The sequence below is a fragment of the Hydrogenophaga sp. RWCD_12 genome (assembly GCF_046604225.1).
Taxonomy (GTDB): Bacteria; Pseudomonadota; Gammaproteobacteria; order Burkholderiales; family Burkholderiaceae_C; genus Hydrogenophaga.
Map to the genome: position 1 here is coordinate 103,710 of NZ_JBKIXC010000002.1, position 25,190 is coordinate 128,899.

Sequence of the window (25,190 nt, forward strand, 5' to 3'; positions counted from 1 at the left end):
AGCACAACAACAAGCCGGGGTAGGCTGCTCAAGCAGTCCCATTGGTACAGGGGGCGGGCAAACACCACGCAATCCGCGCATGCTTTTTTTGATTTCCCTGCTGCTCTTTGTCTGGGTTGGGTTGCGATGGGCTGTGCGCCTGTCGGGTTCTGCGGCAGATGGTTTCTGGATTTTTGTGGCTGTCCTGATGCTGGAGGTCGGTGCGACCACCGGCCTGACGTCGCAGGTCCGTCAGATGTCACCGATGGGGTGGCTGTCGGTCCAGCTGCTGCTGGCGGCCGCAACCTTGCCATTGACCGGCGGTTGGCGGCCACCAACCGCCAGCGGCTTGTTTGGCGCGTGGCAGCGGGTACGGGCTGGTGTGTCGTCGTTCCTGGACCGGCAGACTGTCTGGGGGCTCTTGCTGCTGTGCCTGAGCGGTGTGGCCATTGGAGCTTCCCTGTTGTTGGCGGTGGCGCAGCCGCTGCAAAGGTCGGACGACTGGCTCTACCACGCTTCCAGGGTCATCTACTGGATCCAGAACGGCGCTGCCTTTCCCTATGACAGCCACGTCATCCAGCAGGTCATCACTCCATTCGGCAGCGAATTGTTTTTCCTCTGGCCGGTGTTGCTGACGAAGACTGAGGTGGCCGGGCGGGTGATGTTCAGCATGGCCTTGGTCTTGGCCGCAGTCGGCCTGTTCCTGGTCGGACGGGCGATGAAGCTGGGACAGACAGCTTCGCTGGTTGTGGTGGCGATCTTCGTGTCGACACCGTTGGTGATGGCCAGTGCCGTGGGGCTCAGGCCCGAGCTGTGGGCGACCTTGGCGCTGCTGGGGATGGCCTACTGGGCGATCCAGGTCTTCTGCGAAAACAGGCGGGGGGCGGTGCCTTGCCTGTTTCTAGGAGCGTTTTTTGTCTTGGCGGTCAACGTCCGCCCATTTCCCCTCGCCGTGCTGCCAGGGCTGTTGTTGATGCTCTGGTGGTCGACCCGTCCGCACGGTTTCTGGTCCAGCTTCAGGCCTTTTTTCATGGGGCTGGTGATCGCATTCATGATGAGCGGCCTGTGGATCCCATTGGCATTCAATACGGAGCGCTACCAACATCCATTGGGACCTCCAGAAGCCCGGCAAGTTGTGAAGGCCGAACCTTCGGCGAAGGTCGTCTACACCCACGCGATCCGCACATGGTTTCTGTTGTGGGAGCTGCCAGATCTTCCGATGCCCGTGGAAGTCAGGGATCGGTTCAGCGGCGCCGTCAACAGTCTGATCAATGTCGTGGGGGCGGGCGTGCCTCTGGGAGGTGAGGCCGATGGCCCCAGGCTGGGTCGCTATGCCTATGTCCTGCAGGAGCAATCGGGCCGGTTTTCGCTGTGGGGCATGTTCTGGATGCCGGTCTTGCTGGTGGCCAGCTGGCGTTTGGCCCGCCGCGTGGCACCTCAGTGGCGTCGGCCGCCATTGACCGCTGAATCGGTGCTGACCTTGATCGCGCTGCCGATCTTCATGGCGATCATCTTTGGCGCCCGCTGGAATGTGCACGCGGAAGTGCCGGGGCGCTTTTTGGTCAGTTCGTTTGCATTGGCGCTGCTCCTCGGTGCGAGTCTGCTGGCCGGCAGGGTGTCAGGAAGAAAGCTCGCCCCAGCGTTGGTTGCCGCTGCGGTGGGCTACGCTGCGTATGCACCGATTCGCGCTCAGACACAGGAAGCGTTGCGTGTGGTGTTCGGCACCAAGCCGAATATCGACAACACAGAACCCTTCAATGAACTCACAGGGTCACTGTTGCCGCCGGGTTCGCGCATCCTGCTGGTGGCCAATACTTCGACGCACGACTATCCGTTGTTCTCGCCGCAGACTGGTTACTCAAATACGGTTGTTCCCTGGGGTAGCGGGCCGTTCGAGCCTGCGCGGATGGATCAATTGATTGCCTCGAATCGGGTTACACACATTCTCATCACCGACGATCAGCGGGAACGGGTGGTGGGCCGCCCGCCCATCGATACCCGCGAGATGGTGACATGGCTCAATGCCGAGCCAGGGCTGCGGTCGGTCCCCCTGCGTGTTCCCACCATGCGCCTTTACGAGGTGGCCGGCGCCACCGCGATGAACGAGCGCCCCTTCCAGGTCACCGCAATTCCTGCCTCGGCTCCCCTGATCCGGATGTCCGACCAGCTGCATGGTCGGGTGGGGCTCGATCCTGTCGTGCTGCAGACACCCTGGCCCATCGAAAAACTGGAGGACGGCCCGAACGGAACACTGTGGTTGGGGCAAGGCCGGGACGAAGGACTCGAGTTTGGACTATGGGCTCGCCAGACGCAGTTCGTGAACCTGATGTTCCGGGTGTCTCCCGGCCCTGGTATCCCGACGCCTCGTCGGCGGATCCTGTTGCTGCAGGATGGTATGCCGGTCGCGGGAGAGGTGTCCTTTGAAGGCAACGCATCGGTCCAGCTTCCTGTGCGGCTGCACCCCGGCCGGAACATCATGAGTTTCTTTGGTGTGGACGCAGCGACCGTCAACCCCTTGCCCAACGGTGACGCGCGCGACCTGGTGTTCCTGCTCAAGCAAGTCCGGATCGAGCCTGGTGCCGAAAGCGCATCGCCGGAAGTCGCCGAGATGGCTGGTATGGCGCGACTCGCGTCCGGGCTGGTCGCGAGCCACCAGCGCCCGGATGGCTATTGGCTGACCACCCACACCGCGGGCACCCGGTTTGAGGCTCCGGCCGGTGAAATGAATACGTACCTCACGGCATTGATGGTCGACTTGTTGCAGCCCGGTGCTGACGCGTCCGGTTTGGGTGGCAGCTTGGACCGGGCCAGGTTCCACTTGCGCAGCCAGATCGAGCACGGTGGGCTAGTGCGGTATCACGGCAAACCCGGTGGACGGGCCAACACCGAAAACGGCATGTGCACCATCTCGCCCGACAGCGACGACACTGCGCTGACCTGGCGCATTGCTCCCGGTGACGCCGCAGGGCGGCTGGCTGCACTGGAGACGCTGCAGCACTATCGCACCGCCGAGGGTCTGTACCAGACCTGGCTGGCGCAACCTGGCCACACCCAGTGCCTCAACCCCGGGTCCGATCCGAATCCGCCCGATGTCGCCATCCAGATGCACTTGCTGATGTGGCTGACGCAAGTCGATCCGCCCGAAGCCCGGGCGCTTTGCAATGCGCTGCGCAAGTCCATTGGCGAGGAACGCCTGTGGGTGTACTACCGCCGCGCGCCACTCGTTCCGGTGCTGCGGCAACCCGACCTAAAAGCCGCAGGCTGCGAACTCCCGCTGCCGGCGGCCCGTGTGCAGACCGACGTGCCCGGACAGCAGACATGGCTGGATGCTGTTCGCATGTTGGTGCAGCTGGAAGAAGGCAACGGACCCGCCAGGAGAGAGGTGCTTCACTTGTTGCAGGAGTTGTCGAAAGACCGGTTCGCGCCTGTGCGCCAGAACCCTCCAATGCTCTATCACAACGACCTCACGGCCTCGGTGTCCCGTTTCTACTGGTCGGAAGATGTGGGGTACGCGATTTGGCTGCGCCTGTACCAGCTTGGCGTGGAGGCGCAGCCATGATGCTGGAGCGACCCAGTGGTGCGCGATGGGCGTTGCGGCTGCTGTCGTGCATCCGTTACGACGAAGTCCTGGTGCTGCAGGGAGCACCGCTGCTGGGCGCGGTATTCGCCGTGGGACCACTGGCGGGCGACAGCCTGTGGGCACTCACCTTGCTGACGGTCGGCAACGCCTTGCTGGTGGCCCACGTGTTTCTGCTCAACGACTGGGCCGGCGTCCATCAGGACCTGCTGGATCCGGCGCGGACCGCGGGCGTGTTCCTCAACCGTGGCATCCGGCGCCACGAGATCGGCGTGCTGACGATGCTCACCCTGCTGCTGGGGTTGGCGATGCTGGCCCGATTGGGGCCGGCGACGCTGTCGCTCGGGCTGCTCATTGCAGCAGCCAGTGCCCTGTATTCCATGCCCGGGGTTTCCGTCAAGGGCGTTCCGCTGGCCAGCTCGCTGCTGCATCTGGTCAGCGGGGTGCTGCATTTCCTGATGGGTTATTCGGTGTTCCGGGATCCCGACCTCAACGGCCTGCAGATTGGCCTGTTCTTTGCCGTGGTGTTCAGCGCAGGCCACCTGACGCAGGAGGTGCGCGATGGCGATGCCGACGGGCGCAACGGTATCCAGACCAATGCGGTGCGGTTCGGCAAGCGGCGCAGCTTCGTCGCCGGTTTCGCGCTGTTCACGCTGGCCGATGCGCTGCTGGTCGGGTTGGCCTGGAGCGGTGCGGTGCCGCAGGTGCTGGGTCTGCTCATTGCCGCGATCTATCCCCTGCATGCGTACTGGACGCTGCAGGCCCTGCGGGAAGGCTTGCCGTTTGCGAGCGTGCGGCGGCTGCAGGTACGCTATCGTCTGCTGTACGCGGGCATCGGCATGGTCATGATCGTGTCCGTGCTGCTGGCGTGAAGAGCGCCGTTTGTTGAGGAGTGACGGGGCCCGCTGGCCTCCGACTGTGACACCCACCGTGACAGGACCATCGCCATGGCTCCCCTGACTGCCCTGCGCTCCGGTGCCGCGCTGCGCGCCACCGCCCGGCCGCCGTCGAAAGACGAGCTGTCGGAAATCCCCTGGCTGGAAGGCCTGACCGAGTCCGAGCGCCACCGTGCGCTCGATACGCTGGTCGTCAACGAGGTGCAGGTCGGCGAACTGATCTGCCGCATCGGCCGGCCGGCAACCTACTGGTTCGGCCTGCTCGACGGCCTGCTCAAGATGAGCAACGACGATTCGCAGGGTGCGGTGATCACCTTCACCGGCGTGGCGCCGGGCGGCTGGTTCGGCGAAGGCACCGTGCTCAAGCGCGAGCAGTACCGCTACAACATCCAGGCACTGCGCAAGAGCCGGGTGGCCGGTCTGCCGGTCGACAACTTCCACTGGCTGCTGGACCACTCGATCGGTTTCAACCGCTTCGTGATGAACCAGCTCAACGAGCGCCTGGGCCAGTTCATCGCGGCGCGCGAGATCGACCGCATTTCCAGCCCCGACCTTCGGGTGGCGCGCAACCTGGCCGCGCTGTTCCATCCGCTGCTCTCGCCCAATGTCGGCGGGATCCTGCGCATCACCCAGCAGGAGCTGGCCTACCTGGTGGGCCTGTCGCGCCAGCGGGTGAACGAGGCACTCACCACGCTCTCGGCCAAAGGCTGGATCCGGGTCGAATACGGTGGCCTGAGGGTGCTGGACCTGAAGGCGCTGCGCTCGGGCGAGCTGTAGCACCCCAGACCTTGGCGTGGGATCATTGGGGGATGACCGACACACCGAAGAAAACGCTGCAGCTCAAGGCCAAGCCCGCTGCCGACAAGTTCGCCCCGCCCCGCGGCCCTGTGCGCCCGCGTGGCCCGGCGCGGGCCCGACCCCTGGCCGAAGTCCAGGCCGAGCGCGCCAAGCGCGAAGCCGCCTGGGCGGCACAGCACCCGGCCGGTGCCGAGCGCTCCGAACGGGGTGAAGCGCCCAGAGGCGCAGCTCCCCGCCGCCGCGACGACGCACCGCGCGGCAATGCTTCATGGGGTGCAGGCCAGCGCGGCGATGCCCCCCGGCTGAGCAATGCAGACCAACGCCCCACGCCGCCGTCCGGCCCCCGTTCGTCCGGCGCGGCCCGGCCTGCCCGCCCGCCGCGCGACGCCCGTCCCGACCTCGCCCGCGTGGGCAACGCCAACGGCGAAGTGCGGCTGAACAAGCGCATGGCCGATCTCGGCCTGTGTTCGCGCCGTGAGGCCGACGAGTGGATCGCCCGCGGCTGGGTGCTGGTCAACGGCCAGCCGGCGGTGATGGGCCAGCCCGTGCCGCCCGACGCGCAGGTCGAGGTGTTGCCGCAGGCGCGCCACCAGCAGGCCGGACAGGTGACGATCCTGCTGCACAAACCCGTGGGCTATGTCAGCGGTCTGCCGGAAGACGGCCACGAGACCGCCGCTGTGCTGGTCACCGGGCCGAACCACTGGCGCGAGGACCGCAGCGGCCGCCGCTTCGAGCCCGCCCACAGCCGCAACCTCGCGCCAGCCGGTCGGCTCGACATCGATTCCACCGGCCTGCTGGTGTTCACGCAGGATGGTCGCGTCGCGCGCACCCTGATCGGCGAAGACTCGGAGGTGGAAAAGGAATACCTGGTGCGCGTGCACTGGGCACCGGAAGGCCCCAAGGGCGGCGGCGTGGTGACGCAGAACGTGCAGGCGGTGTTTCCGCCCGATCGGCTGGCGCTGCTGCGCCACGGCCTGAGCCTGGACGACCATCCGCTGCGACCCGCGCAGGTCGACTGGCAGAACCCCGAGCAGCTGCGCTTCGTCCTCAAGGAAGGCAAGAAGCGCCAGATCCGCCGCATGTGCGAGCAGGTCGGCCTGCACGTGGTGGGCCTCAAGCGCATCCGCATCGGCCAGGTGGTGCTGGGCAACCTGCCGGTGGGGCAGTGGCGGTATCTCGGGCCGAGCGAGGGCTTCTGAGTTCGTGTCCGCCTGCTGCGGATCTCCAATTTAGGGAGCGGAGCCAAGGCACGGTGGGGCGCGCCACCCACAATGGCCCATGACCGCCCGCACACCGCCCCGCCCTCCCAAAGCCACTGTCCTTCGCCACGTCCGCCCGGCAGACCTGCAGGCCGCCGCGCAGCTCGCCGCACAGGCGACGCATGGCGTCATCAACATCACCGAGGGCGTGCACCAGGCGGTGCGGCGGCGGCTGGGGCTTTCAGCCGGTGCATCGGCCGAACAGGCCAGCGGCCTGACCGGGCAGATCTACCAGGTGGTGCGCGGGGTGACGCGGCTGGTGGGCTGGGGGACCGACGCGGCGCTGGGTGCCCTGCTGCCCCTGGTCGATGACCCGGCCACCCACCCGGACGCTTCGCCCGAGCGTGAGGCGGTGCTGGCGGCGCTCAACGGCGTGCTGGGCGACCGGCTGCAGCTCACCGGCAATGCGCTGGCACAACCCATGCTGCTGCGCCACGGCGGCCAGACGCTGGCGCTGAACCCGCCGTCGGCGCTTTCGGCGTCACTGGGCGGTCAGGTCGGTCCGCACTTGCTGCTGCTGGTCCACGGCCTGTGCATGAACGATGCACAGTGGCTGCGCGACGGGCATGACCATGGGACGTTTCTTGCGCAGGCGCTGGGCTGCACACCGGTCTACCTGCGCTACAACACCGGCCTGCACACCTCGACCAACGGCCGCGAGCTGGCTTCGGTGCTGGAGCGGTTGGTGGCCGCCTGGCCGGTGCCGCTGGAGCGCATCAGCATCGTGGGCCACAGCATGGGCGGTCTGGTGTCACGCTCGGCGGTACAGGTCGCCCGCGAGGCCGGTCAGCAATGGCCGGCGCTGCTGCGTGAGATGGTGTTCCTGGGCACGCCGCACCACGGCGCGCCGCTGGAGCGCGCGGGCCACGGGGTGGACCTGCTGCTGGCCGCCACGCCGTTCACGGCACCCTTCACCCGGCTGGGGCAGCTGCGCAGCGCGGGCATCACCGACCTGCGCCACGGCCATGTGCAGGACGCCGACTGGCAGGGGCGCGACCGCTTCGCGGCGTCCGACGACCACCGCGTGGCACTGCCGCTGCCGGATGGCGTGGCCTGTTTCGCCGTGGCGGCGACCCTGGCCGGACAGCGCGGCTTGCTGGCGGACCGGCTGACCGGCGACGGTCTGGTGCCACTGCGCAGCGCGCTGGGGCAGCACGACAAACCGTCGCGGCAACTGGCGTTTGCGCCTGACCACCAGCAGGTCGCCTGGCGCACCGGTCACCTTGACCTGCTCTCCAGCCGGCCGGTGGCCGAGCGGTTGCTGGCTTGGCTGAAGGCCGATCGCGCTCCGGCTTGAAAAGCCGCCGGGCGCCCATAATTGCGCCCTCGCGAGCGCCGCACGCCCGTTGTCGGGCCGGGCGGTGTCGCCCCCTTTCCCGACCTTCTGACCTTCTGACCTCGAACGAAGCATGAGCAAACAAACCCTGAACTTCCAGGCCGAAGTGGCCCAGTTGCTGCACCTCGTCACCCACTCGCTGTATTCCAACCCCGAGATCTTCCTGCGCGAGCTGGTCTCCAACGCGTCGGACGCGTGCGACAAGTTGCGCTTCGAAGGCCTGAACGACGCCGCGCTGTTCGAAGACGCGCCCAACCTCGATGTGCGTGTGGCCTTCGATAAGGATGCCAAGACCATCACCATCACCGACAACGGCATCGGCATGAGCCAGGCCGAGGCGGTCGAGCACCTGGGCACCATCGCCAAGAGCGGCACCAAGGACTTCATGGGACGCCTGAGCGGCGACCAGAAGAAGGACGCGCAGCTGATCGGCCAGTTCGGGGTCGGCTTCTATTCAGGCTTCATCGTCGCCGACCAGATCGTGGTCGAGTCGCGCCGCGCCGGCCTGCCGGCGTCCGAAGGCGTGCGCTGGACCAGCGGCGGCACCGGCGACTTCGAGGTCGAGACCATCGAGCGCGCCGCCCGCGGCACCACCATCACGCTGCACATCCGCGACGACAAGACCGAGTTCCTGAGCCACTGGAAGCTCAAGTCGCTGATCTCCAAGTACTCCGACCACATCAGCCTGCCGATCCTGATGCGCAAGGAGGAGTGGGACGCCGAGAAGAGTGAGTACGTGCAACAGGACGAGTGGGAAGCCGTCAACTCCGCCAACGCGCTCTGGGCCCGCAGCAAGAAGGACATCACCGACGAGCAGTACGCCGAGTTCTACAAGAACCTCAGCTACGACCAGGAAGCTCCGCTGGCCTGGAGCCACAACCGCGTCGAAGGCAGCACCGAATACACCCAACTGCTTTACATCCCGGCGAAGGCGCCGGGTGACCTGTGGAACCGCGACCGCAAGGCCGGCATCAAGCTTTACGTCAAGCGCGTCTTCATCATGGACGAGGCCGAGAGCCTGATGCCTTCGTACCTGCGCTGGGTCAAGGGCGTGGTCGACTCGGCCGACCTGCCGCTGAACGTCAGCCGCGAGCTGTTGCAGGAAAGCCGCGACGTGAAGGCCATCCGCGAAGGCAACACCCGCCGTGTGCTGTCCCTGCTGGACGACCTGTCCAAGGACGCCGACAAATACACCGCGTTCTACGGCGAGTTCGGCGCCGTGCTCAAGGAAGGCCTGGGCGAGGACTTCGCCAACCGTGACAAGCTTGCCAGACTGCTGCGTTTCGCGTCGACCCATGGCGATGCGGTGACCACCGGTTTCGCCGACTACAAGGCCCGCATGAAGGAGGGCCAGGCCGCGATCTACTACATCACCGCCGACAGCGCGGCCGCCGCGCGCAACAGCCCGCAGCTGGAGGTGTTCCGCAAGAAAGGCATCGAGGTCCTGTTCATGACCGACCGGGTCGACGAGTGGGCGCTGTCCTACCTCAACGAGTTCGACGGCACGCCGCTGCAGAGCGTGGCCAAGGGTGCGGTGGATCTGGGCGAGCTGCAGGACGAGGAAGAAAAGAAGGCGGCCGAGCAGGCGGCCGAGACCTTCAAGCCGGTGCTGGAGAGGCTCAAGGAAAGCCTCAAGGACAAGGCCAAGGACGTGCGCGTGACCACGCGCCTGGTCGATTCGCCCGCCTGCCTGGTGGTGGAAGACGGCGAGTATTCGACCCAGCTGGCACGGCTGTTGAAGTCGGCCGGGCAGAAAGCCCCCGAGGTCCGGCCGATCCTGGAAATCAATGCCGAACATGCCCTGGTGAAGAAGCTCGACGGTTCGGCACACTTCGACGACCTGGCCCACATCCTGTTCGACCAGGCGCTGCTCGCCGAGGGCGGACTGCCGGACGACCCGGCGGCTTATGTGCGGCGCGTCAACGCGCTGCTGGCCTGACCACTGCGGCGCAAAGACCACAGTCAAAAGCCCGGACGGGTATTCCGCCCGGGTTTTTTTTCGTTCGGGCGGCGCGGCCGCGACACCGGCTCCGTGAAACCCGTCACAGATGACTACACTGGCAGATTGGGAGTTTTCAATTGGGGTGAAAAGCCCCACCACCGTTGACAGCCACCCGCCGTGCATCCCCAGCGTCCGTTTGATCCCGTAGTTACCTTTCGCAACAGTCAGGGCGAAGCCGCGCGCGGCACGCTGACCAGTCTCCAGCGCCGGTCGCTGGTGCTCGAGATCTACAACCCCTATTCGATCGTCCAGGTCAGCGAGGTCCTCAGCGATCTCGTGATCCGCTCGGGCGAGCGGGCCATCTACCAGGGCAAGGCCGTGGTGGTCAGCCTGCTCAACACCGGGCTGATGGCGGTGGTCTCGCTGGCCCTGATCGACGAGTGGTCGGACCTCAACCTGACGCGCGGCAATGTGCGCGAGGTCGGCCTTGAAGCCACCCGTTTTGTCGAGGACTGGCAGCAACGCTTCCGCGTCAAGGAAAGCTACCAGGTCGCGGTCAGCGAGTTCCGGGCCTTTCTGGCCGAGACGGCCCGATGGATCGACCAGGCCGACATGCTGGACTCCCTCCCCAAGGACCGCGACGGCCGGCTGGCCGATGCGGTGTTCTGGGCCATGGCCGAGCCGCTGATGATCAAGGGCAAGAGCTTTCTGGTCCGGCTGGAGGGAGAGGCGGCGAGCGTGCCGCCCGAAGACGCGCTGCTGCACCGCAGCTATGCGCAGGCGGCCCTGCATCCGCTGGTGCTGCGGGCGCCCTTTGTCTACCGAACGTTTGCCAAGCCGCTGGGGTATGCGGGCGACTACGAGATGGTCAACCAGCTGCTGGGCGATCCCCGCCAGGGCAGCAGCACCTACATCCAGCTGGTCAACGCGACGTTCCTGCGCGCTGCGGTGGCTCAGGCGCACCGCAACCGCATCGACATCCTGGTCAAGTTCCTGCAGCGTGCGGTGGCGCTGGGCGAAAAGGAAGGGCGCCAGATCCGCATCCTGAACATCGGTTGCGGCCCGGCGGTCGAGGTGCAGCGCCTGATCGCATCTGGCGCGGACCTGCGCCGGCTGAGCTTCACCCTGCTGGACTTCAGTGGCGAAACCCTGGACTACACGCGCGGGCGCATTGCCGACAGCCTGGCGCAGCACGGGCGCCAGCTGGACGTGAACTACGTGCAGGAATCGGTGCACGACCTGCTCAAGCGGCCGTCCCGCGCGCCGTCTCCCGTGGGCGCGGAGGGGTATGACTTTGTCTACTGCGCCGGTCTGTTCGACTACCTCTCCGACAAGGTCTGCACGCGCCTGATCCGCTACTTCATGAGCCGGGCCAACACCGGCGCACGCATGCTTCTGACCAACGTGCACTCAAGCAATCCCGAGCGCCACGGCATGGAGCACCTGCTGGAGTGGCACCTGATCTACCGCGACGAAGCGCAGATGGCCGCGGTCATGTCCGAGGTCGGAGCCGCGGTGGAGATGTACACCGACGCCACCGGCGTCAATCTCTTTGCCGAGACGACGCTGCCCGCGCGTGCGGCCGCAGGTGCGATGGCGGAATGAGGGCGCGCGACACCTCGCCCTACGAGCAGCAGCTCTCGGCGTTCCGCCTCGCTTACAGCAAGGCGGGCGGCATCACCTCGATCGTGCTGGTGCTGGCCGGGGTGGGGCTCGATTTCTTTTCGTACCCGGAGCAGCTGGGCAACTTCCTGATGCTTCGGGTGACGGTCGCGATGCTGACCGGCGGTGTGCTGGCCCTGCTGTTCACGCCGTTCGGCCGCTCGCAGGTCCGCACGCTGACCATGTTCTGGCTGCTGCTGCCGCAGATGATGATCGCCTGGATGATCTGGCTCACCAGCGGCGTGGAGTCGATCTATTTCGTCGGGCTGCACCTGGCGATGTACGCGGTCGGCATCATCCTGCCCATCACCTTCTACGAAGGCATCGGGTTCGGTGTGGTGACGCTGGCGCTGTACCTGATGGCCTGCCTGCTCCATCCCGAAGGGGCGACGGACACCGGCAAGCTCTACACCAACAGCCTGTTCATCATCTTCTCCGGCATCGCCAGTGCGGTCTGCACCTGGTTCAACGAACGGGCACGGCTGCGCCTGTTCCAGCTGCAGCACGAAGTGGCGCAGAACAACGAGAAACTGCAGGAAACCAACCGGACGCTGGCCGAGGTCAAGGGCCAGCTGCTGCAGCGCGAGAAGATGGCCGCGATCGGAACGCTCTCGGCCGGGCTGCTGCACGAATTGAACAACCCGGTGAACTACAGCCTGATGGCGGTCAACATGGGCTTGAGCGTGCCGGCGGCCAAGACCGACGAGATGCTCAAAGAGAGCCTGGAGGACGCGCGCGAAGGCCTGACGCGGGTGCAGAACATCGTCTCCGACCTCAAGACCTTCGCCTACCAGAAGCCGGGCGAGGACAGCCAGCGGCCTTTCCTGCTGGAGCATGCGGTGCGCTCCGCGGTGCGGCTGGCCGGCTACGAGATCAAGGGCATCGAGATGGTGATCGACCTGCCGCAGGACACCCACGTGATGGGCGACGAGCCGGCCATCATCGGTGTGCTGATCAACCTGCTGAGCAATGCCGGCAGCGCGCTGCAGAAGGTCCAGCGCGCGCAGCCGAAGATCGAGATCCGCGTGACGCCGCTGGGCGAGCGGCTGCGGGTGGCCGTGTGGGACAACGGGCATGGCATCGATCCCGACAACATCGGCCGTGTGTTCGAGCCCTTTTTCACCACGCGCGACGTCGGCGCCGGGCTGGGGCTGGGGCTGAGCGTCAGCTACGGCATCGTCCAGCGCCATGGGGGCACGCTGTCGGTCGACAGCGTCCAGGGTGAATGGACCGAGTTTGTCTTTGATCTTCCGAGGCCTCCGCGATGACGCTGGCCGGTCCGTCCACCACCCTGTCTCCGCAGGAGATTCGGGTGGTCCTGCTGGTCGACGACGAGCCGCAGGCGCTCAAATGGTTTGTGCGTCTGTACGGCGACGAGTTTGTGGTGCTGACCGCCGGCGGGGTGGACGAGGCGCTGGCGGTGCTGCGCGAGCGGGGGAACGAGGTGGCGGTGCTGCTGACCGACTACCGCATGCCACAGCAGGACGGTGTGCGGCTGCTGGCGACCGTGAGCCGCGAGTACGAACACATTTCACGGCTGCTGATGTCGGCCTACGCCGACAAGGATGTGGCCCTGGCCGCGGTCAACCAGGGGCGGGTGGAGCAGATCCTCGAAAAGCCCCTGGACGAAGCGGTGACCCGGCAGGCGCTGCGCGATGCCAGTGCGGCCAGCCGCCGCCGGCTGCGCGACCAGGTGCTGCTGCGTCGGCGCGACGAGAACCTGCGCGAAACGCTGGGCTTTCTGGCCCATGAGGTGAGAACCCCGCTGGCGACCGTCGGCGGCTACCTGCACGCGCTGCGTGACCGGCAGCAGGCACCGGCCTGCGGCAGTGCCGAGCTGGCCTGTCTGGCCCTGCGCCGGCCGGGCGAGGTCCGGACCATGCTGGACGCTGCGTTGCGCCGCACCGACTATGCCCAGTCGCTTGTAACAAGCTTTGTGCGCACCGCGCGGGACGCTTACCATGCCGACGAAGCCGCGTCGGAACTGGCCAGTGATCTGGTGAAGTCGGTGCGCGACGGCTATCCGTTCGAAGCGGACGAGGCTGGCTGGTTGTCGTGCGATCTCGCGCAGGACTTCACGTTGCCGGGCCAGCGCGATCTGCTGTATCTGGTGTTGTGCACGCTGGTCAAGAACGCTTTGCTGGCCCTTCATGCTGCGCCTCCGCCACTGCCGGCGATCCGCATCGTGCTGGACACCGAAGCGGGCGAACCGGTGATGCGGGTCGCCGACAACGGCCCGGGCATAGCGCCGGAGGTGCTGGCACGGCTCACGCGGGAACCTGTCACGACCCGCGCCGAGCAAGGTGGTCATGGCATGGGGCTGGTGTTCTGCCGGCGCGTCATGCAGTCGCTGGGAGGCGACATCGAGGTGTTGTCACCGCCTGGCGGCGGCGTCCACATCTGTCTGTATTTCAAGTTCAGGGAAGAAGAAAAACACCATGAGGTATCCCGATGAAACCCGAGAAGATCCTGTACGTCGACGACGAAGCCATCGCCCTGAAATACTTTGAGCGGCTGGTGGGCCCGCTGGCGCCGGTGCTGACCGCCATCTCTGTGGAGGAGGGGCGCGCGGTGCTCAGCACACACGGGTCCGAAATCGCGGTGCTGGTCTGCGACCAGCGCATGCCCGGCGAGCGGGGCAACGAATTGCTGCGCCATGCGCGCCTGCACTACCCCCACATCGTCCGCATGCTCACCACGGCGTACTCGGAGATCGGCGAGGCGATCGACGCCATCAACACCGGCGAGATCTACCGCTACATCGCCAAGCCCTGGGAGCTGGAGGGTCTGCGCGCCGACCTGCGCAATGCGCTGGAGCTGGCGGCACTTCGCCATGAGCGCGACGAGCTGATGCGCGACCGCATGGTGGCGCAGCAGGGGCAACTGGTGGCCGCGCGCCTGGGCTCCTTGCTAGTCGCCTGTGCCGCCCTCAGCGAACACGCCCACGAACTCGCCCTGTACCGGTTTGCAAAAGCGGCGCAGACCGTCGGCAGCCGGGAGGCCGTGATCGACTGGAATCAGTGGGACCATGCGGACCTGCAGCAGGCCGAGGCGCATCGCAGTGTCGCGATTGCCGCCCACCTGCGGCGCTGGTTGCAGCGATGGGGGGCATTCGGTGGGGAAGGGTCGGCGCAAGATGTGCTGGCGCACGCGCTGGGTGGCGAGCGTCGGCCAGACGGTGTGCTGCTGAGGCATGCCAGGGGCCTCACAGAGCTGCTGTCGGCGCCCGCCGGTCAGGTGGTGACGGCCGAAGACTGTGTCTGGCTGGCCTGGCAGCTGTGGACCGAAGGGCGCTTTGCGGTCGCGGGGTCCGCAGGTGCCTGGCGTGTCGCGCCGGCCGCCGCCGAACCGTTGCCGGCGGACTGGCTGGCCGACGCGATGGAGCGCTTGCGCGGCTGAGGCCGGTCAGACCAGTGTCAGGCCCACTTCGATGTTGCCGCGGGTGGCGTTCGAGTACGGGCAGACCTGGTGGGCGGTGTCGACCAGGTCCTGCGCCACGGCGCGGTCAATACCGGGCAGGCTGATCGCCAGACGGGCGGCAATGCCGAAGCCGGCCGGGATCGGGCCGATGTCCACTTCCGCGTCGATCGAGGCGTCGGCCGGAATGGCGACCTTTTTCATCGCGGCCACGTGCTTGAGCGCGCCCATGAAACAGGCCGAGTAGCCGGCAGCAAACAGCTGCTCGGGATTGGTGGCCGTGCCGGCGCCGCCCATGGCTTTGGGCGGCGTGAGCTTGACGTCGAGCAGGCCGTCGTCGCTGCGCGAGCTGCCTTCGCGACCGCCGGTGGTGTGGGCGCGGGCGGTGTAGACAACTTTCTGGAGAGGGGTGGTCATGGTCGTTCCTTTCAGGTGGGTTGCTTCGGACTGAAGCGGGTGGAAAACGGGTCAGGCGGTCAGGCGGTTGCGCAGGGTCTGGATCTGCCGGGTGAGCGTCATGGCCTCCGCCACATCGCATTGCGCAGCCTGCAGCACGCAGCCTGGAATGCTCAGGGCGCGGGCCTTGAGCTGGCGACCGTCGGCGGTGAGGCGGATCAGCACGCGGCGCTCGTCGGCCGCATCCCGCAGCCGCGACACCAGCCCGGCCGCTTCCATGCGCTTGAGCAGGGGGGTGAGCGTGCCGGAGTCGAGGTAGAGCTTCTCGCCGAGGTCGGAGACGGTCACGCCGTCCTGTTCCCACAGCACCAGCAACGCCAGGTACTGCGGATAGGTCAGGCCGAGTTCGTCGAGCAGCGGCTTGTAGAGCTTGGTCATCGCCAGCGAGGCCGAATACAGCGCAAAGCAGAGCTGGTGGTCCAGTCGCAGGGCCTGCTCGGACAGTGCGGTGTTTCGGGGGGTGTTGCGGGAAGCCATGGAACGAACTGTAGGCGGCAATTAAATTGTGTGCAATTTAATTGCCAATAACCTTTTTGCGCAAAGGGTGGCGCACTGGTCGCGTTGACAAGCGGCAGCGAGCCGTGTTCAGGCCACCAGCGGCTCGTTCTGCATCTCTTCAATCTGTTCGACCAGCATGTCCACCTGGCCCTGCCAGTAATCGCGGCTGCCAAACCAGGGGAAGTTGATCGGGAACGCGGGATCGTCCCAGCGGCGAGCGATCCAAGCGCTGTAATGGATCAGGCGCAGGGTGCGCAGGGGCTCGATCAGGGCGAGTTCGCGCCGGTCGAAGGCGCGAAACTGCTCGTAGCCGTCGACCAGCGCGCCCAGTTGCTGCGTCTGCTGGCGCCGGTCGCCCGAGAGCAGCATCCACAGGTCCTGCACCGCCGGGCCGGTGCGTGCGTCGTCCAGGTCCACGAAGTGCGGACCAGCACCCGGCTGGCCCTCGGGCGTCCAGAGGATGTTGCCCGGGTGGCAGTCGCCGTGCAGGCGAATGCGGGCGATGCCGTCCGGGTCGGCGGGCGACTCCGCACGCAGCGCCGGGTGCAACTCGATCAGCGCCAGTGCCTCGCTCAGCGCGGCAGCCCAGGCGGTCTGCACCTCGGGCGCGATCATGCGGTGCTGCAGCAGCCAGTCGCGTGGTTCGAGGGCGAAGGCCGCCACATCCAGCGCCGGACGGTGCGTGAACGGACGCGCTGCGCCCACGCTGTGGATGCGCGCCAGAAAGCGGCCAATCCACTCCAGCACATCGAAGTCGTCCAGCTCGGGTCGGCGTCCGCCGCGCCGCGGGCTGACCGAGAAGGCAAAGCCGCCGAAATGGTGCAGGGTGTGGCCGCCGATGGCCAGCGGAGGCACGGCGGGGATCTCCGCCGCCACCAGCTCGGCCGCGAAGGCGTGTTCTTCGGCGATCTGGGCGTCGCTCCAGCGGCCTGGCCGGTAGAACTTGGCGACCACCTGCTCATGGCCGTCGAACGGCGATTCGAGGTGGATCTGGTAGACCCGGTTCTCGAAGCTGTTGAGCGCGCTCAGGCGCCCGTCGCCCCAAAGACCGATGGCACCCAGGGCGTCCTGCACCACGTCAGGGGTGAGGGCGGCATAGGGGTGCAGCGCAGAGGCGGGCGTAGAGGTCATGGCTCAATTGTCGCCCTGCGGGCCGTGACAGAATCGAATCATGGAACGTTCAAGACAACGTCGGCTGCACATCATTCGCCGCGGCCTCTGGTATTCGCTCGCGCTGTGCCTGGTGATCATGCTGTTTGGCGGATTCGGTTTCTGGGTGCTCGAGCCTCAGGTGATCACGCTGCAGGATGGCCTGTGGCTGGCCTTCACCACCGCCGCCACCGTGGGATACGGGGACATGGTGCCCCACACCCACGCCGGGCGGGTGTTTGCCGCGCTGATGGTTCTGCTGGGCCTGTCGGTGCTGTCGCTGGTCACGGCGTCGCTGGCGGCCATCTTTGTCGAGCAGGAAGTGGAAGAAGAGGTCCAGGCCGAAGAGCGGCAGATCGAGCGCGAGCTGCGGCACGAGATCCGCTCGCTGCGCGAACAGCTGCAGGCCCTGGACGCGCGGCTGGACAAGGCCTTGCCCGTGAAAACCGACATTCCCAAACAGGGCACCCATTGAAAACCGCCAGAACCTCCCACAAGCCGCCACAGAAAACCCTGCAGGAGCAACTTCCCGAGCTGCGCGAAGGCCAGTCGGTCGAGCTGCTCAAGGAGCTGCACATCCTCACCCGTGAGGGCAAGCTCAACCAGGACACGCGGCGCAAGCTCAAGCAGGTCTACCACCTGGTCCAGTTCATCGAGCCATTGCTGGACGAGGTGCTGAAAGACCGCGGTGACGTGACCCTGGCCGACCACGGCGCAGGCAAGTCCTATCTGGGCTTCATCCTGTACGACCTGTTCTTCAAGTCGAAGCCGGTGGGCTCGGTCTACGGCGTCGAGACCCGGGCCGAACTGGTCGAGAAGTCCCGCGACCTGGCGCAGCGACTGGGTTTTGCGCGCATGGGCTTTCTGGCGACCACGGTGCAGCAGGCGCTGGACCACCCCGACCTGCCGGCGAAGATCGATCTGGTGACGGCGCTGCACGCCTGCGACACCGCGACCGACGACGCGATCGCCTTCGGGCTGGCGCGGCAGGCGCGTTTCATGGTGCTGGTGCCCTGCTGCCAGGCCGAGGTGGCCTCCGTGATGCGGCAGCACAAGGCGCTGTCGCTCTCACGCACGCCGTTGGCCGAGCTCTGGCGGCACCCGCTGCACACGCGCGAGTTCGGGAGCCAGATCACCAATGTGCTGCGCTGCCTGCAGCTCGAAGCGCACGGCTACCAGGTGACGGTGACCGAGCTGGTCGGCTGGGAGCACTCGATGAAAAACGAGCTGATCCTGGCGCGTCGCCAGGACGGCGGGCAGGCCCAGCGCCAGCGCGCGCATGAGCGGCTGGGGCAGATCCTCGACGAACTGGGCCTGCAGCCCCTGCGCGAGCGCTTCGCGGCCTGAGCGGGCTTATTTCGTGGCGGGTTTGGCGGCGGCCTTCGGCGCTGCCTTGGGCGCCGCCGAAGCTGCACCGGTGGCGGCACTCAGGCGCTCACCGACGGCCTTTTCGAGCGCCTGGACGCGCGGCTCGACGGTGCCGCGGGTGTCGGCCACCAGTTTGGCCTGCAGGGCCTGCTGCATTTCGCCGCTGAGCTGCTGGTACTTGGCGTAGGCCGGCGACTCCAGCAGCGCCACGACCTGGCGCAGTTCTTCTTCGCTGAACTTCGATTCGAGCATCGGGCCGATGGTCACCGGTGCCAGCTGCTGCGCGCTCTTGCGCACCTGCGGCACGGTGTCCTTGAGGTACTTCTGCATCTCGGCCTGGATTTCCTTGGCCACGGCTTCTTGCTTGTCCTTGGGCACCTTGGCCGCAATGATCTCGGAGGCGCGGCCACCCAGCACCACGGCGGGGTCTTCGGTCATGGCGGTGGCCAGGCGTTCGATGCCCGGCTGCTGCAGCTTGAGGATGCGCTGGACCAGCTCCTTCTTGGCGGGGCTGGACGGTGCCGCGGCAGCCTCGGGTGCTGGCGTGGCGGCGGGGGTGGACTGCGCGAAGGCGGAAGAGGCGGCGATCGACAGGACGAGCGCGGCCACGGAAGGGGATGAGAGTCGGAAAGTCATGGTCATGAGGCATGGTAACGCCGCCGTGTGAAGCGTTTGTAACGACCGCCGCAGGGCCATCCAGGCGCCGCTACCATGCGCCGATGACCATTGCATCACCTTTGCAGCGCCTGATGCTTCGCGCCGCGGCGCTGGCGGCAGCGCTGACGCTGGCCGGTTGTGTGGTGGCACCGGTGGAGATCCGGTCCGGGGATAGCGACGGGTGCCGGCGCTGGTTCGAGCGGCTGGATGAACAGGTCGATGCGTACGCGGTGCGCGATGGCGGTGCCGCGCGTGTGCCGGGCGTGCGCTTCCTGCGGGTTGACCGCCTGCTGGCGTCGTTTGCTGGAGAAGCCGCTGCGAGTGAGGCCGCCTGGGCCGCCTGGGGCCGACGCCTGGTGGCGCTGGACGATGCGGCCCGCAACGCGGAGATGGCCAACCTGCCGCCTGCGGCGCTGCGTGCGCTGGATGTCCCGGATGGGGCTGCGGCGATGGGCCGGGTGCGCGCCTGTGCGCCGCGTCTGTGGGATGCGCTGTCGGCCGATGCCACGGCGCGGGAGCGTCTGCGCCGGGCCGCCGTGGTGCCGGATGACTACAGCACGACCTTGCGCGGCCTCGGGCTGTACCCGCTGACGCGCTGGCCCTTCTTTTCCGGCGTGGCGCGCGAGTTGCGCCAGTGGCAGGCGCGCTGGGACGCTGCGGCCATCACCAACGGCTTGCCGGCGGGATGGATGCGCTACCGGCCTGGTCTCGCCGAAGCCACCGCAACGCTGGACAACGACCGCTCGACACCCTGGCCGCGCGATGCGCTGGGCATGGTGGCGCTGGACGACACCGCGGCGCGTCGACTGCTCGCCGCCCACGCACCCGTGATCGACATCGAGACCACCGCAGACCATGACCGCCCCGGTCGTCTGGGCTGGGGCTCGTCGCCCGCCCCCGAGGTCGACGTCCGCGCGCCGGTGGTCTACCAGCGCATCGCGCACACCCGCTGGGGCGGGCGCACGCTGCCGCAGCTGGTCTACAGCGTGTGGTTCACCGAGCGACCGGCGCGCGGGCCGGCCGACCTGCTGGCCGGGCGGGTGGACGCGGTGGTGCTGCGGATCACGCTGGACGAGGCGGGCAGGGTGCTGCTGCTCGACAGCATCCACGGCTGCGGCTGTTACCACGTCTTTGTGCCCACGCCCTCCCTGGTGCCGCGCGCGCCGCCCGAACCGGACATCGAATGGGCCTTCGTGCCGGTGCGGCTTCCGCCGCTGTCGCCGGGCCAGCGCTTGCGTGTGCGCATCAGCGCCGGCGATCACCAGCTGGTGGGCGTGTCGGTCGATGATGCTGCTGGCAGTGCCTTGACCTATGCGCTGCTGGAGGAAGACGGCTTGCGCAGTCTGCCGACCACCAGTGGCGCGCGCCGCAGCGCCTTCTGGTCCAGCGGCATCATGCCCGGCACCGAACGGGGCGAGCGCGCGCTGTTCTGGCCCATGGGCATCGAAAGCCCGGGGGCGATGCGTCAGTGGGGCCGGCACCCGACAGCCTTTGTCGGACGGCGCCACTTCGACGATCCGTTCCTGCTGGAGCAGCGGTTCGAGCGCCGTCAAGTGACCGCCGCCCCCTGAGGGCTTTGCGTCTTGTTACACGGTGCGGCCCAAGGTCGGTGGTACACACGGTGCCCCGGGCCGTGTCCCGTCACCGGTGTTGCCAGTTGTGACCGACCTGTCATTCCTTCTCCAATCGATGGCCTGGCCGCTGGTGCTGCTGCTGGCCTGGTACCTGGGCGAGCGGCTGCATGAGCTGGCTTCGCTGCCGCGCGTGTGCAGCTACGTCGCAGTGGGGCTGGTGGCCAGCCTCGTCAACCTGCCGGGCCTGACCGACGCGGTGCCTGGCCTGCCCTTCCTGGCCAACGTCGCGCTGTCGCTGGTCCTGTTCGAGCTGGGCTACCGCATCCACCTGCGCTGGTTCCGCCACAACCCCTGGGTGCTGGCACTGGGCCTTGGCGAGTCGGTGGTCACCTTCTGCGCGGTGTACCTGGTGACCGGATTCTTCTCGCTGCCGACCGACACGCGCCTGATCATTGCGGCGCTGTCGGTGTCGGCATCGCCGGCGGGCATCGTGCGCGTGGCCAACGAGTTGCGCAGCGCCGGGCAGGTGACCGAGCGCGTGCTGCACCTGTGTGCGATCAACTGCCTGGTGGCGGTGCTGGCGCTCAAGCTGGTGGTCGGCTACTGGTATCTGTCGACCTCGGGCGATCTGGTGATGGCCGCCTTTGGCAGCGTGCACGTGCTGGCGACGTCGGTGGCCGTCGGCGCCTTGCTGGGCGTGGCGATGCCGGCCCTGCTGCGCGCGCAGCGCATCCAGGAGCGGGACGCGACGCTGGTGTTTGCGCTGGCGGTGGTGCTGCTGACGACCATGGCCTACGGGCTCAAGCTCTCGCCGCTGCTGGCGGCGCTGACCTTCGGCATCGTGGCGCGCGAGCGCCGTGTGCATCTGACCAACGCGCAGCGCGGCTTCGGTACGGCGGGCGATCTGATGACGCTGTTCCTGTTCGTCTACATCGCGGCGCTGCTGGACTGGAGCGACCTGCACCACGGCGTCTGGCTGGGCCTGGCACTGATCCTGGTGCGCACGGCCAGCAAGGTGCTGTGCAATGTGGCGGCGGCGCGGCTTTCGGGCAGCACCGAACGCAAGGGCCTGCTGACCGGGCTGGCGCTGACGCCGATGTCTGCCTACGCGATCCTGCTGCTGGAGCAGAGCCGGCTCTATGGCTTCGCGCCGGCTCAGCAGATCCTCACGGTGCTGGCTTTCATGATGCTGCTGCAGGAACTGTTCGGACCGCTGGTGACGCAGCGCGCGCTGCAGGCCGCGCGCGAAACCCATGTGACCCGGGAGTGAGCGATGCCGCTGGAAACCTTCAAAGCCTCCAAGTCGCTCACGCTGGGCGTCGAGCTCGAACTGCAGCTGGTCAACACCTACGACATGGACCTCTCCAGCAGCGCCAACGACCTGCTGGAACTGCTCTCGCGCAAGCCCTTTCCGGGCACGGTCACGCCCGAGATGACGCAGAGCATGATCGAGATCGCGACCGACGTGCAGACCGGCCATGGACCGCTGCTGACGCAATTGCGCGAGATCCGCAACACGCTGGTGAAGGCGGGTGACCGGCTCAACGTGGCGTTGGCTGGCGGTGGTACGCACCCGTTTCAGCGCTGGTTCGAGCAGCGCATCTTCTCCAAGCCGCGCTTCGAGCAACTGTCGGGCCTCTACGGCTATCTCGCCAAGCAGTTCACCGTGTTCGGCCAGCACGTGCACGTGGGCTGCAGCTCGCCCGACGAGGCGCTGTTCCTGCTGCATTCGCTCAACCGCTATGTGCCGCACTTCATCGCGCTCTCGGCCTCCTCGCCCTATTTCCAGGGCGTGGACACGCTGTTCGACTCGGCGCGGCTGAACTCGGTGTTTGCGTTTCCGCTCAGCGGCCGCGCGCCCTTCCTGCTGCGCTGGGACGAGTTTGCCGATGGTTACTTTGCCAAGATGGAGAGCACGGGCGTGGTCAAGTCGATGAAGGACTTCTACTGGGACATCCGGCCCAAACCCGAGTACGGCACCATCGAACTGCGGGTCTGCGACACGCCGCTGACGGTGGAGCGCGCTGCGGCGCTGGCCTGTTACCTGCAGTGCATCTGCCGCCACCTGTTACAGCGCGACGAGCCGCCGCCGGTCGAAGACGATTACCTTGTTTACACCTACAACCGCTTCCAGGCCTGCCGTTTCGGTCTCGACGGCACCATGGTCAACCCCCGCACGCGCGAACAGATCGGCATCCGCGAAGACATCCTCGCGACCCTGCGCGTGATCGGACCACACGCCGATGCGCTGGGTGCACACGCTGCCCTGGATGAAATCGAACGTACTGCCGCGAAAGCCGGCAACCACGCCAGCTTCCTGAGAAAGTCTTACGAAGAGAGTGGAAGCGTGCAGGGTGTGGTGGCTTCTGCGGTCGAAGCCTTGCGCACCTGAAGAGCGTGCGGGAGGCCTTGCAGGCGGCGCTGGCGCAAGGGAAACAGGGCGGCTTTTCCCGTTCTTCTCACCCCTTGTCAGGCAACTTCCTACAACGCGAATGGTGGTGCGCCGACTTAACGCCTTGAAACAGGATGAATACAGTTTGTCACATCGACAAACAACTTTGTTTTCACCCTTTTCTCCTCAGGACAGCATCATGAACTCCACCGCCAGCCGCCTCAACCCCTTCGTCCTCATGCTCGATCCGGAAGCCGTGATCAGCGCCATGGAAAGCAGCCGCAACCTGCGTGGCCTGCGCCACCGTGTGTGCCGTCCGCTGGACAAGCCCCTGATCCCGATCACCCACCCCACGACCCGCGCCTACGACGCCGCGATCGACGAAGAAGACTTCATGGATTCGGGCATCGAGTACTACGCCGCCGCCCAGCCCGCCCTGCAGCACGCCGTGCACTGATCACTTCGCGAACCGCTTTCTGGTCAGCGCCAGCGCGGCCCAGAATGCAGCCACCGCGAAGAACGCCAGCACCGACAGGTGCACCAGCGGCCGATCGGGCCACTGGTCCATGAAAAGGGGGCGAACGAGAGCCACCGCATTGGTCAGCGGCAGCCACTCGGAAATGGTCCGCACGACACCCGGCAGTTGCTCCCGCGGAAAAAAGATTCCCGAGAGAAACATCATCGGGGTCAGGAACAGCGTGAAGTAGTAGGTGAAGAAGTCGTAGCCCGTGGCCAGGGCATTGAAGACCAGGGCGATGCACGAGAAGGTGATCCCCACACCCAGCAGCACCGGCAGCGCCAGCAAGAGCTTGGGGGAATGGCTGATGCCCAGCGCGAGCATCACGCCCATGATGGCCGTCACCGTGAACAGGGCCTTGAAGGCAGCCCACAGCATTTCGGCGAGCACCACATCGTCCAGCCGCACCGGCGCGTTCATGATGCCGTCCCAGGTCTTCTGCACATGCATGCGCGAGAAGGCCGAATACAGCGCTTCGAAGCTGGCCGCGTTCATCGCGCTCATGCAGATGCTGCCGCTGGCCAGGAACAGGATGTAGGGCACTGCCACGCTGCCTTGCGCGGTCGGCAGGTTCACCTGGCCGACGAGGGTGCCCATGCCGTAGCCGAAGGCCACCAGCCACATCAGCGGTTCGGCGATGTTGCCGACCAGGCTGGGGATGGCGAGCTTCTTCCACACCAGCAGATTGCGCCGGAAGACCGGCCACCAGCGCATGGACAGGCGGGGCGGAGCCCAATGGGAAGCAGTGGTCGTCATGTTCAGCCGTCCTCGCGGATCTGGCGTCCGGTGAGTTTCAGGAAAAGGTCTTCCAGGTTGGCCGGCCGGTGCAGGGTGCGCAGCTGTGGTTGTTGCCCCAGTGCAGCCAGCAACGGTTGCGCCTGTGCGGTGTAGAAGAACACGGTCTCGCCGCTGACCTCGACCCGCGCCGCCAGCGCCCGCAGGGCTTCGTGTTCCGGCGCCGTGGCCAGCGCCAGTGCACCCTGGCCGTACACCTCGACCACGTCGGGTTCGAGGTGCTGTGCGATCAGCTCGCGCGGCCGGCCCTCGGCAATCTTGCGGCCATGGTCCAGCACCAGCAGGCGCGAGCACAGGCGCTCGGCCTCGTCCATGAAGTGGGTGGTCAGCAAAATGCTCTTGCCCTGCTGCAGCAACAGTTGCAACCGTTCCCACATCAGGTGCCGGGCCTGCGGGTCCAGCCCGGTCGTGGGTTCGTCCAGCAGCAACAGCTGCGGGTCGTTCACCAGCGCGCGCGCCAGCGAGAGCCGCCGCTTCATGCCGCCCGAGAGCTCGCCCGGTTTGGCATCGGCCTTGTGGGTGAGCGCAGCGAATTCCAGCAGCCGCGGAATGCGGGGACGGATGTCACTGTCTTTCATGCCGAAGTAGCGGCCATAGACCAGCAGGTTCTCGGCGCAGGAAAAGTCCGGGTCCAGCGTGTCCATCTGGCTGACCACGCCCAGGCGCTGCTTGACCGCCAGCGCCTCCTGCGGCATCGGCAGACCGAACGCCGTGACCTCGCCGCTGTCCGGGGCCGTCAGGCCCAGGCAGATGCGGATGGTGGTGGTCTTGCCGGCGCCGTTGGGACCGATCACGCCCAGGCACTCGCCCGGTGCGATGCCGAAAGAAAGGTCGTCGACCACGGTCTGGCCGCCGTAGCGCTTGACCAGCTGGCGGCACTCGAACAGAAATTCACTCATGGAGCGCGATTGTGCCCGG

The 25,190-nt window shown here is 66.8% G+C and carries 21 protein-coding genes and 1 pseudogene; 16 read left to right on the forward strand and 6 right to left on the reverse strand.

The genetic code is table 11. The annotated features are described in order from the left end of the window. Positions 1-79 precede the first annotated feature (79 nt). From ACLIJ1_RS07575 to ACLIJ1_RS07620, 10 genes and pseudogenes are all read left to right on the forward strand, one after another. Entirely contained in the window at positions 80-3,538 is a 3,459-nt protein-coding gene (locus tag ACLIJ1_RS07575) for an ArnT family glycosyltransferase (protein ID WP_411364900.1), read from the forward strand. Next, positions 3,535-4,428, forward strand: a complete 894-nt coding sequence (locus ACLIJ1_RS07580; protein ID WP_411364901.1) for a UbiA family prenyltransferase — start codon at positions 3,535-3,537, stop codon at positions 4,426-4,428. The genes ACLIJ1_RS07575 and ACLIJ1_RS07580 overlap by 4 nt, the downstream gene beginning before the upstream one ends. 75 nt (positions 4,429-4,503) lie before the next feature. Beyond that, entirely contained in the window at positions 4,504-5,229 is a 726-nt protein-coding gene (locus ACLIJ1_RS07585; RefSeq protein ID WP_411364902.1) for a Crp/Fnr family transcriptional regulator, read from the forward strand. A 251-nt stretch (positions 5,230-5,480) separates the two neighbouring features. Next, positions 5,481-6,449 (forward strand): annotated as a pseudogene (locus tag ACLIJ1_RS07590) (pseudouridine synthase); the annotation flags it as partial. Between the two features lie 79 nt (positions 6,450-6,528). Next, positions 6,529-7,806 carry a lipase family alpha/beta hydrolase gene (locus tag ACLIJ1_RS07595; protein ID WP_411364903.1) on the forward strand — a complete coding sequence of 426 codons (1,278 nt, stop codon included), beginning with the start codon at positions 6,529-6,531 and terminating at the stop codon, positions 7,804-7,806. 112 nt (positions 7,807-7,918) lie between these two features. Continuing rightward, positions 7,919-9,784 (forward strand): molecular chaperone HtpG, encoded by a 1,866-nt coding sequence (gene htpG, locus ACLIJ1_RS07600; RefSeq protein WP_411364904.1) that lies wholly within the window; start codon positions 7,919-7,921, stop codon positions 9,782-9,784. Positions 9,785-9,964: 180 nt separating this feature from the next. After that, positions 9,965-11,392, forward strand: coding sequence for a class I SAM-dependent methyltransferase (locus ACLIJ1_RS07605; protein WP_411364905.1), 1,428 nt, complete (start codon positions 9,965-9,967; stop codon positions 11,390-11,392). Next, positions 11,389-12,717 carry a sensor histidine kinase gene (locus ACLIJ1_RS07610; RefSeq protein ID WP_411364906.1) on the forward strand — a complete coding sequence of 443 codons (1,329 nt, stop codon included), beginning with the start codon at positions 11,389-11,391 and terminating at the stop codon, positions 12,715-12,717. Before ACLIJ1_RS07605 ends, ACLIJ1_RS07610 begins: the two co-directional genes overlap by 4 nt. After that, positions 12,714-13,904, forward strand: a complete 1,191-nt coding sequence (locus ACLIJ1_RS07615; RefSeq protein WP_411364907.1) for a hybrid sensor histidine kinase/response regulator — start codon at positions 12,714-12,716, stop codon at positions 13,902-13,904. Before ACLIJ1_RS07610 ends, ACLIJ1_RS07615 begins: the two co-directional genes overlap by 4 nt. Next, positions 13,901-14,848, forward strand: a complete 948-nt coding sequence (locus ACLIJ1_RS07620) for a response regulator (protein ID WP_411364908.1) — start codon at positions 13,901-13,903, stop codon at positions 14,846-14,848. Before ACLIJ1_RS07615 ends, ACLIJ1_RS07620 begins: the two co-directional genes overlap by 4 nt. Positions 14,849-14,854: 6 nt before the next feature. Here ACLIJ1_RS07620 and ACLIJ1_RS07625 read toward each other — a convergent pair whose 3' ends face one another. From ACLIJ1_RS07625 to ACLIJ1_RS07635, 3 genes are all read right to left on the reverse strand, one after another. Beyond that, positions 14,855-15,283, reverse strand: a complete 429-nt coding sequence (locus ACLIJ1_RS07625) for an organic hydroperoxide resistance protein (RefSeq protein WP_411364909.1) — start codon at positions 15,281-15,283, stop codon at positions 14,855-14,857. A 51-nt stretch (positions 15,284-15,334) separates the two neighbouring features. Continuing rightward, on the reverse strand, positions 15,335-15,799 hold the full coding sequence (locus tag ACLIJ1_RS07630; RefSeq protein WP_411364910.1) for a MarR family winged helix-turn-helix transcriptional regulator: 465 nt from the start codon (positions 15,797-15,799) through the stop codon (positions 15,335-15,337). A gap of 108 nt (positions 15,800-15,907) precedes the next feature. Further along, positions 15,908-16,951, reverse strand: coding sequence for a serine/threonine protein kinase (locus ACLIJ1_RS07635; RefSeq protein WP_411364911.1), 1,044 nt, complete (start codon positions 16,949-16,951; stop codon positions 15,908-15,910). 40 nt (positions 16,952-16,991) lie between these two features. Between ACLIJ1_RS07635 and ACLIJ1_RS07640 the strand changes: the two genes are divergently transcribed. Together ACLIJ1_RS07640 and ACLIJ1_RS07645 are read left to right on the forward strand one after the other, a co-directional pair. Then, a complete protein-coding gene (locus tag ACLIJ1_RS07640) occupies positions 16,992-17,444 on the forward strand; it encodes a potassium channel family protein (RefSeq protein WP_411364912.1) in 453 nt (150 codons plus the stop codon). Further along, entirely contained in the window at positions 17,441-18,316 is an 876-nt protein-coding gene (locus ACLIJ1_RS07645) for a class I SAM-dependent methyltransferase (protein WP_411364913.1), read from the forward strand. Before ACLIJ1_RS07640 ends, ACLIJ1_RS07645 begins: the two co-directional genes overlap by 4 nt. 6 nt (positions 18,317-18,322) lie before the next feature. Here ACLIJ1_RS07645 and ACLIJ1_RS07650 read toward each other — a convergent pair whose 3' ends face one another. Then, positions 18,323-18,946: a hypothetical protein gene (locus ACLIJ1_RS07650; RefSeq protein ID WP_411364914.1), complete on the reverse strand. Its 624-nt coding sequence runs from the start codon at positions 18,944-18,946 to the stop codon at positions 18,323-18,325. A gap of 110 nt (positions 18,947-19,056) precedes the next feature. Here ACLIJ1_RS07650 and ACLIJ1_RS07655 point away from each other — a divergent pair, with 110 nt between their 5' ends. From ACLIJ1_RS07655 to ACLIJ1_RS07670, 4 genes are all read left to right on the forward strand, one after another. Beyond that, entirely contained in the window at positions 19,057-20,565 is a 1,509-nt protein-coding gene (locus tag ACLIJ1_RS07655) for a hypothetical protein (RefSeq protein WP_411364915.1), read from the forward strand. A gap of 88 nt (positions 20,566-20,653) precedes the next feature. Beyond that, entirely contained in the window at positions 20,654-21,838 is a 1,185-nt protein-coding gene (locus ACLIJ1_RS07660) for a cation:proton antiporter (protein ID WP_411364916.1), read from the forward strand. A 3-nt stretch (positions 21,839-21,841) separates the two neighbouring features. Next, entirely contained in the window at positions 21,842-22,960 is a 1,119-nt protein-coding gene (locus ACLIJ1_RS07665; RefSeq protein ID WP_411364917.1) for a YbdK family carboxylate-amine ligase, read from the forward strand. A gap of 199 nt (positions 22,961-23,159) precedes the next feature. Further along, positions 23,160-23,417, forward strand: a complete 258-nt coding sequence (locus ACLIJ1_RS07670) for a hypothetical protein (protein WP_411364918.1) — start codon at positions 23,160-23,162, stop codon at positions 23,415-23,417. On the opposite strand, the gene ACLIJ1_RS07675 is transcribed toward ACLIJ1_RS07670, so the two are convergent. Both ACLIJ1_RS07675 and ACLIJ1_RS07680 read right to left on the reverse strand, forming a co-directional pair. Further along, positions 23,418-24,233, reverse strand: a complete 816-nt coding sequence (locus ACLIJ1_RS07675; protein ID WP_411364919.1) for an ABC transporter permease — start codon at positions 24,231-24,233, stop codon at positions 23,418-23,420. 2 nt (positions 24,234-24,235) lie between these two features. Beyond that, on the reverse strand, positions 24,236-25,171 hold the full coding sequence (locus ACLIJ1_RS07680; RefSeq protein ID WP_411364920.1) for an ATP-binding cassette domain-containing protein: 936 nt from the start codon (positions 25,169-25,171) through the stop codon (positions 24,236-24,238). Positions 25,172-25,190: the final 19 nt, after the last annotated feature.

What these genes read in the sequence shown, in the direction of transcription:
- ACLIJ1_RS07620 (WP_411364908.1), top strand. Translation starts at nt 13,901, where the DNA reads ATGAAACCCGAGAAGATCCTGTACGTCGACGACGAAGCCATCGCCCTG.
- ACLIJ1_RS07640 (WP_411364912.1), top strand. Translation starts at nt 16,992, where the DNA reads ATGGAACGTTCAAGACAACGTCGGCTGCACATCATTCGCCGCGGCCTC.
- ACLIJ1_RS07595 (WP_411364903.1), top strand. Translation starts at nt 6,529, where the DNA reads ATGACCGCCCGCACACCGCCCCGCCCTCCCAAAGCCACTGTCCTTCGC.
- ACLIJ1_RS07585 (WP_411364902.1), top strand. Translation starts at nt 4,504, where the DNA reads ATGGCTCCCCTGACTGCCCTGCGCTCCGGTGCCGCGCTGCGCGCCACC.
- ACLIJ1_RS07630 (WP_411364910.1), bottom strand. Translation starts at nt 15,799, where the DNA reads ATGGCTTCCCGCAACACCCCCCGAAACACCGCACTGTCCGAGCAGGCC.
- ACLIJ1_RS07665 (WP_411364917.1), top strand. Translation starts at nt 21,842, where the DNA reads ATGCCGCTGGAAACCTTCAAAGCCTCCAAGTCGCTCACGCTGGGCGTC.
- htpG (WP_411364904.1), top strand. Translation starts at nt 7,919, where the DNA reads ATGAGCAAACAAACCCTGAACTTCCAGGCCGAAGTGGCCCAGTTGCTG.
- ACLIJ1_RS07575 (WP_411364900.1), top strand. Translation starts at nt 80, where the DNA reads ATGCTTTTTTTGATTTCCCTGCTGCTCTTTGTCTGGGTTGGGTTGCGA.
- ACLIJ1_RS07670 (WP_411364918.1), top strand. Translation starts at nt 23,160, where the DNA reads ATGAACTCCACCGCCAGCCGCCTCAACCCCTTCGTCCTCATGCTCGAT.
- ACLIJ1_RS07580 (WP_411364901.1), top strand. Translation starts at nt 3,535, where the DNA reads ATGATGCTGGAGCGACCCAGTGGTGCGCGATGGGCGTTGCGGCTGCTG.
- ACLIJ1_RS07655 (WP_411364915.1), top strand. Translation starts at nt 19,057, where the DNA reads ATGACCATTGCATCACCTTTGCAGCGCCTGATGCTTCGCGCCGCGGCG.
- ACLIJ1_RS07610 (WP_411364906.1), top strand. Translation starts at nt 11,389, where the DNA reads ATGAGGGCGCGCGACACCTCGCCCTACGAGCAGCAGCTCTCGGCGTTC.
- ACLIJ1_RS07680 (WP_411364920.1), bottom strand. Translation starts at nt 25,171, where the DNA reads ATGAGTGAATTTCTGTTCGAGTGCCGCCAGCTGGTCAAGCGCTACGGC.
- ACLIJ1_RS07615 (WP_411364907.1), top strand. Translation starts at nt 12,714, where the DNA reads ATGACGCTGGCCGGTCCGTCCACCACCCTGTCTCCGCAGGAGATTCGG.
- ACLIJ1_RS07635 (WP_411364911.1), bottom strand. Translation starts at nt 16,951, where the DNA reads ATGACCTCTACGCCCGCCTCTGCGCTGCACCCCTATGCCGCCCTCACC.
- ACLIJ1_RS07675 (WP_411364919.1), bottom strand. Translation starts at nt 24,233, where the DNA reads ATGACGACCACTGCTTCCCATTGGGCTCCGCCCCGCCTGTCCATGCGC.
- ACLIJ1_RS07625 (WP_411364909.1), bottom strand. Translation starts at nt 15,283, where the DNA reads ATGACCACCCCTCTCCAGAAAGTTGTCTACACCGCCCGCGCCCACACC.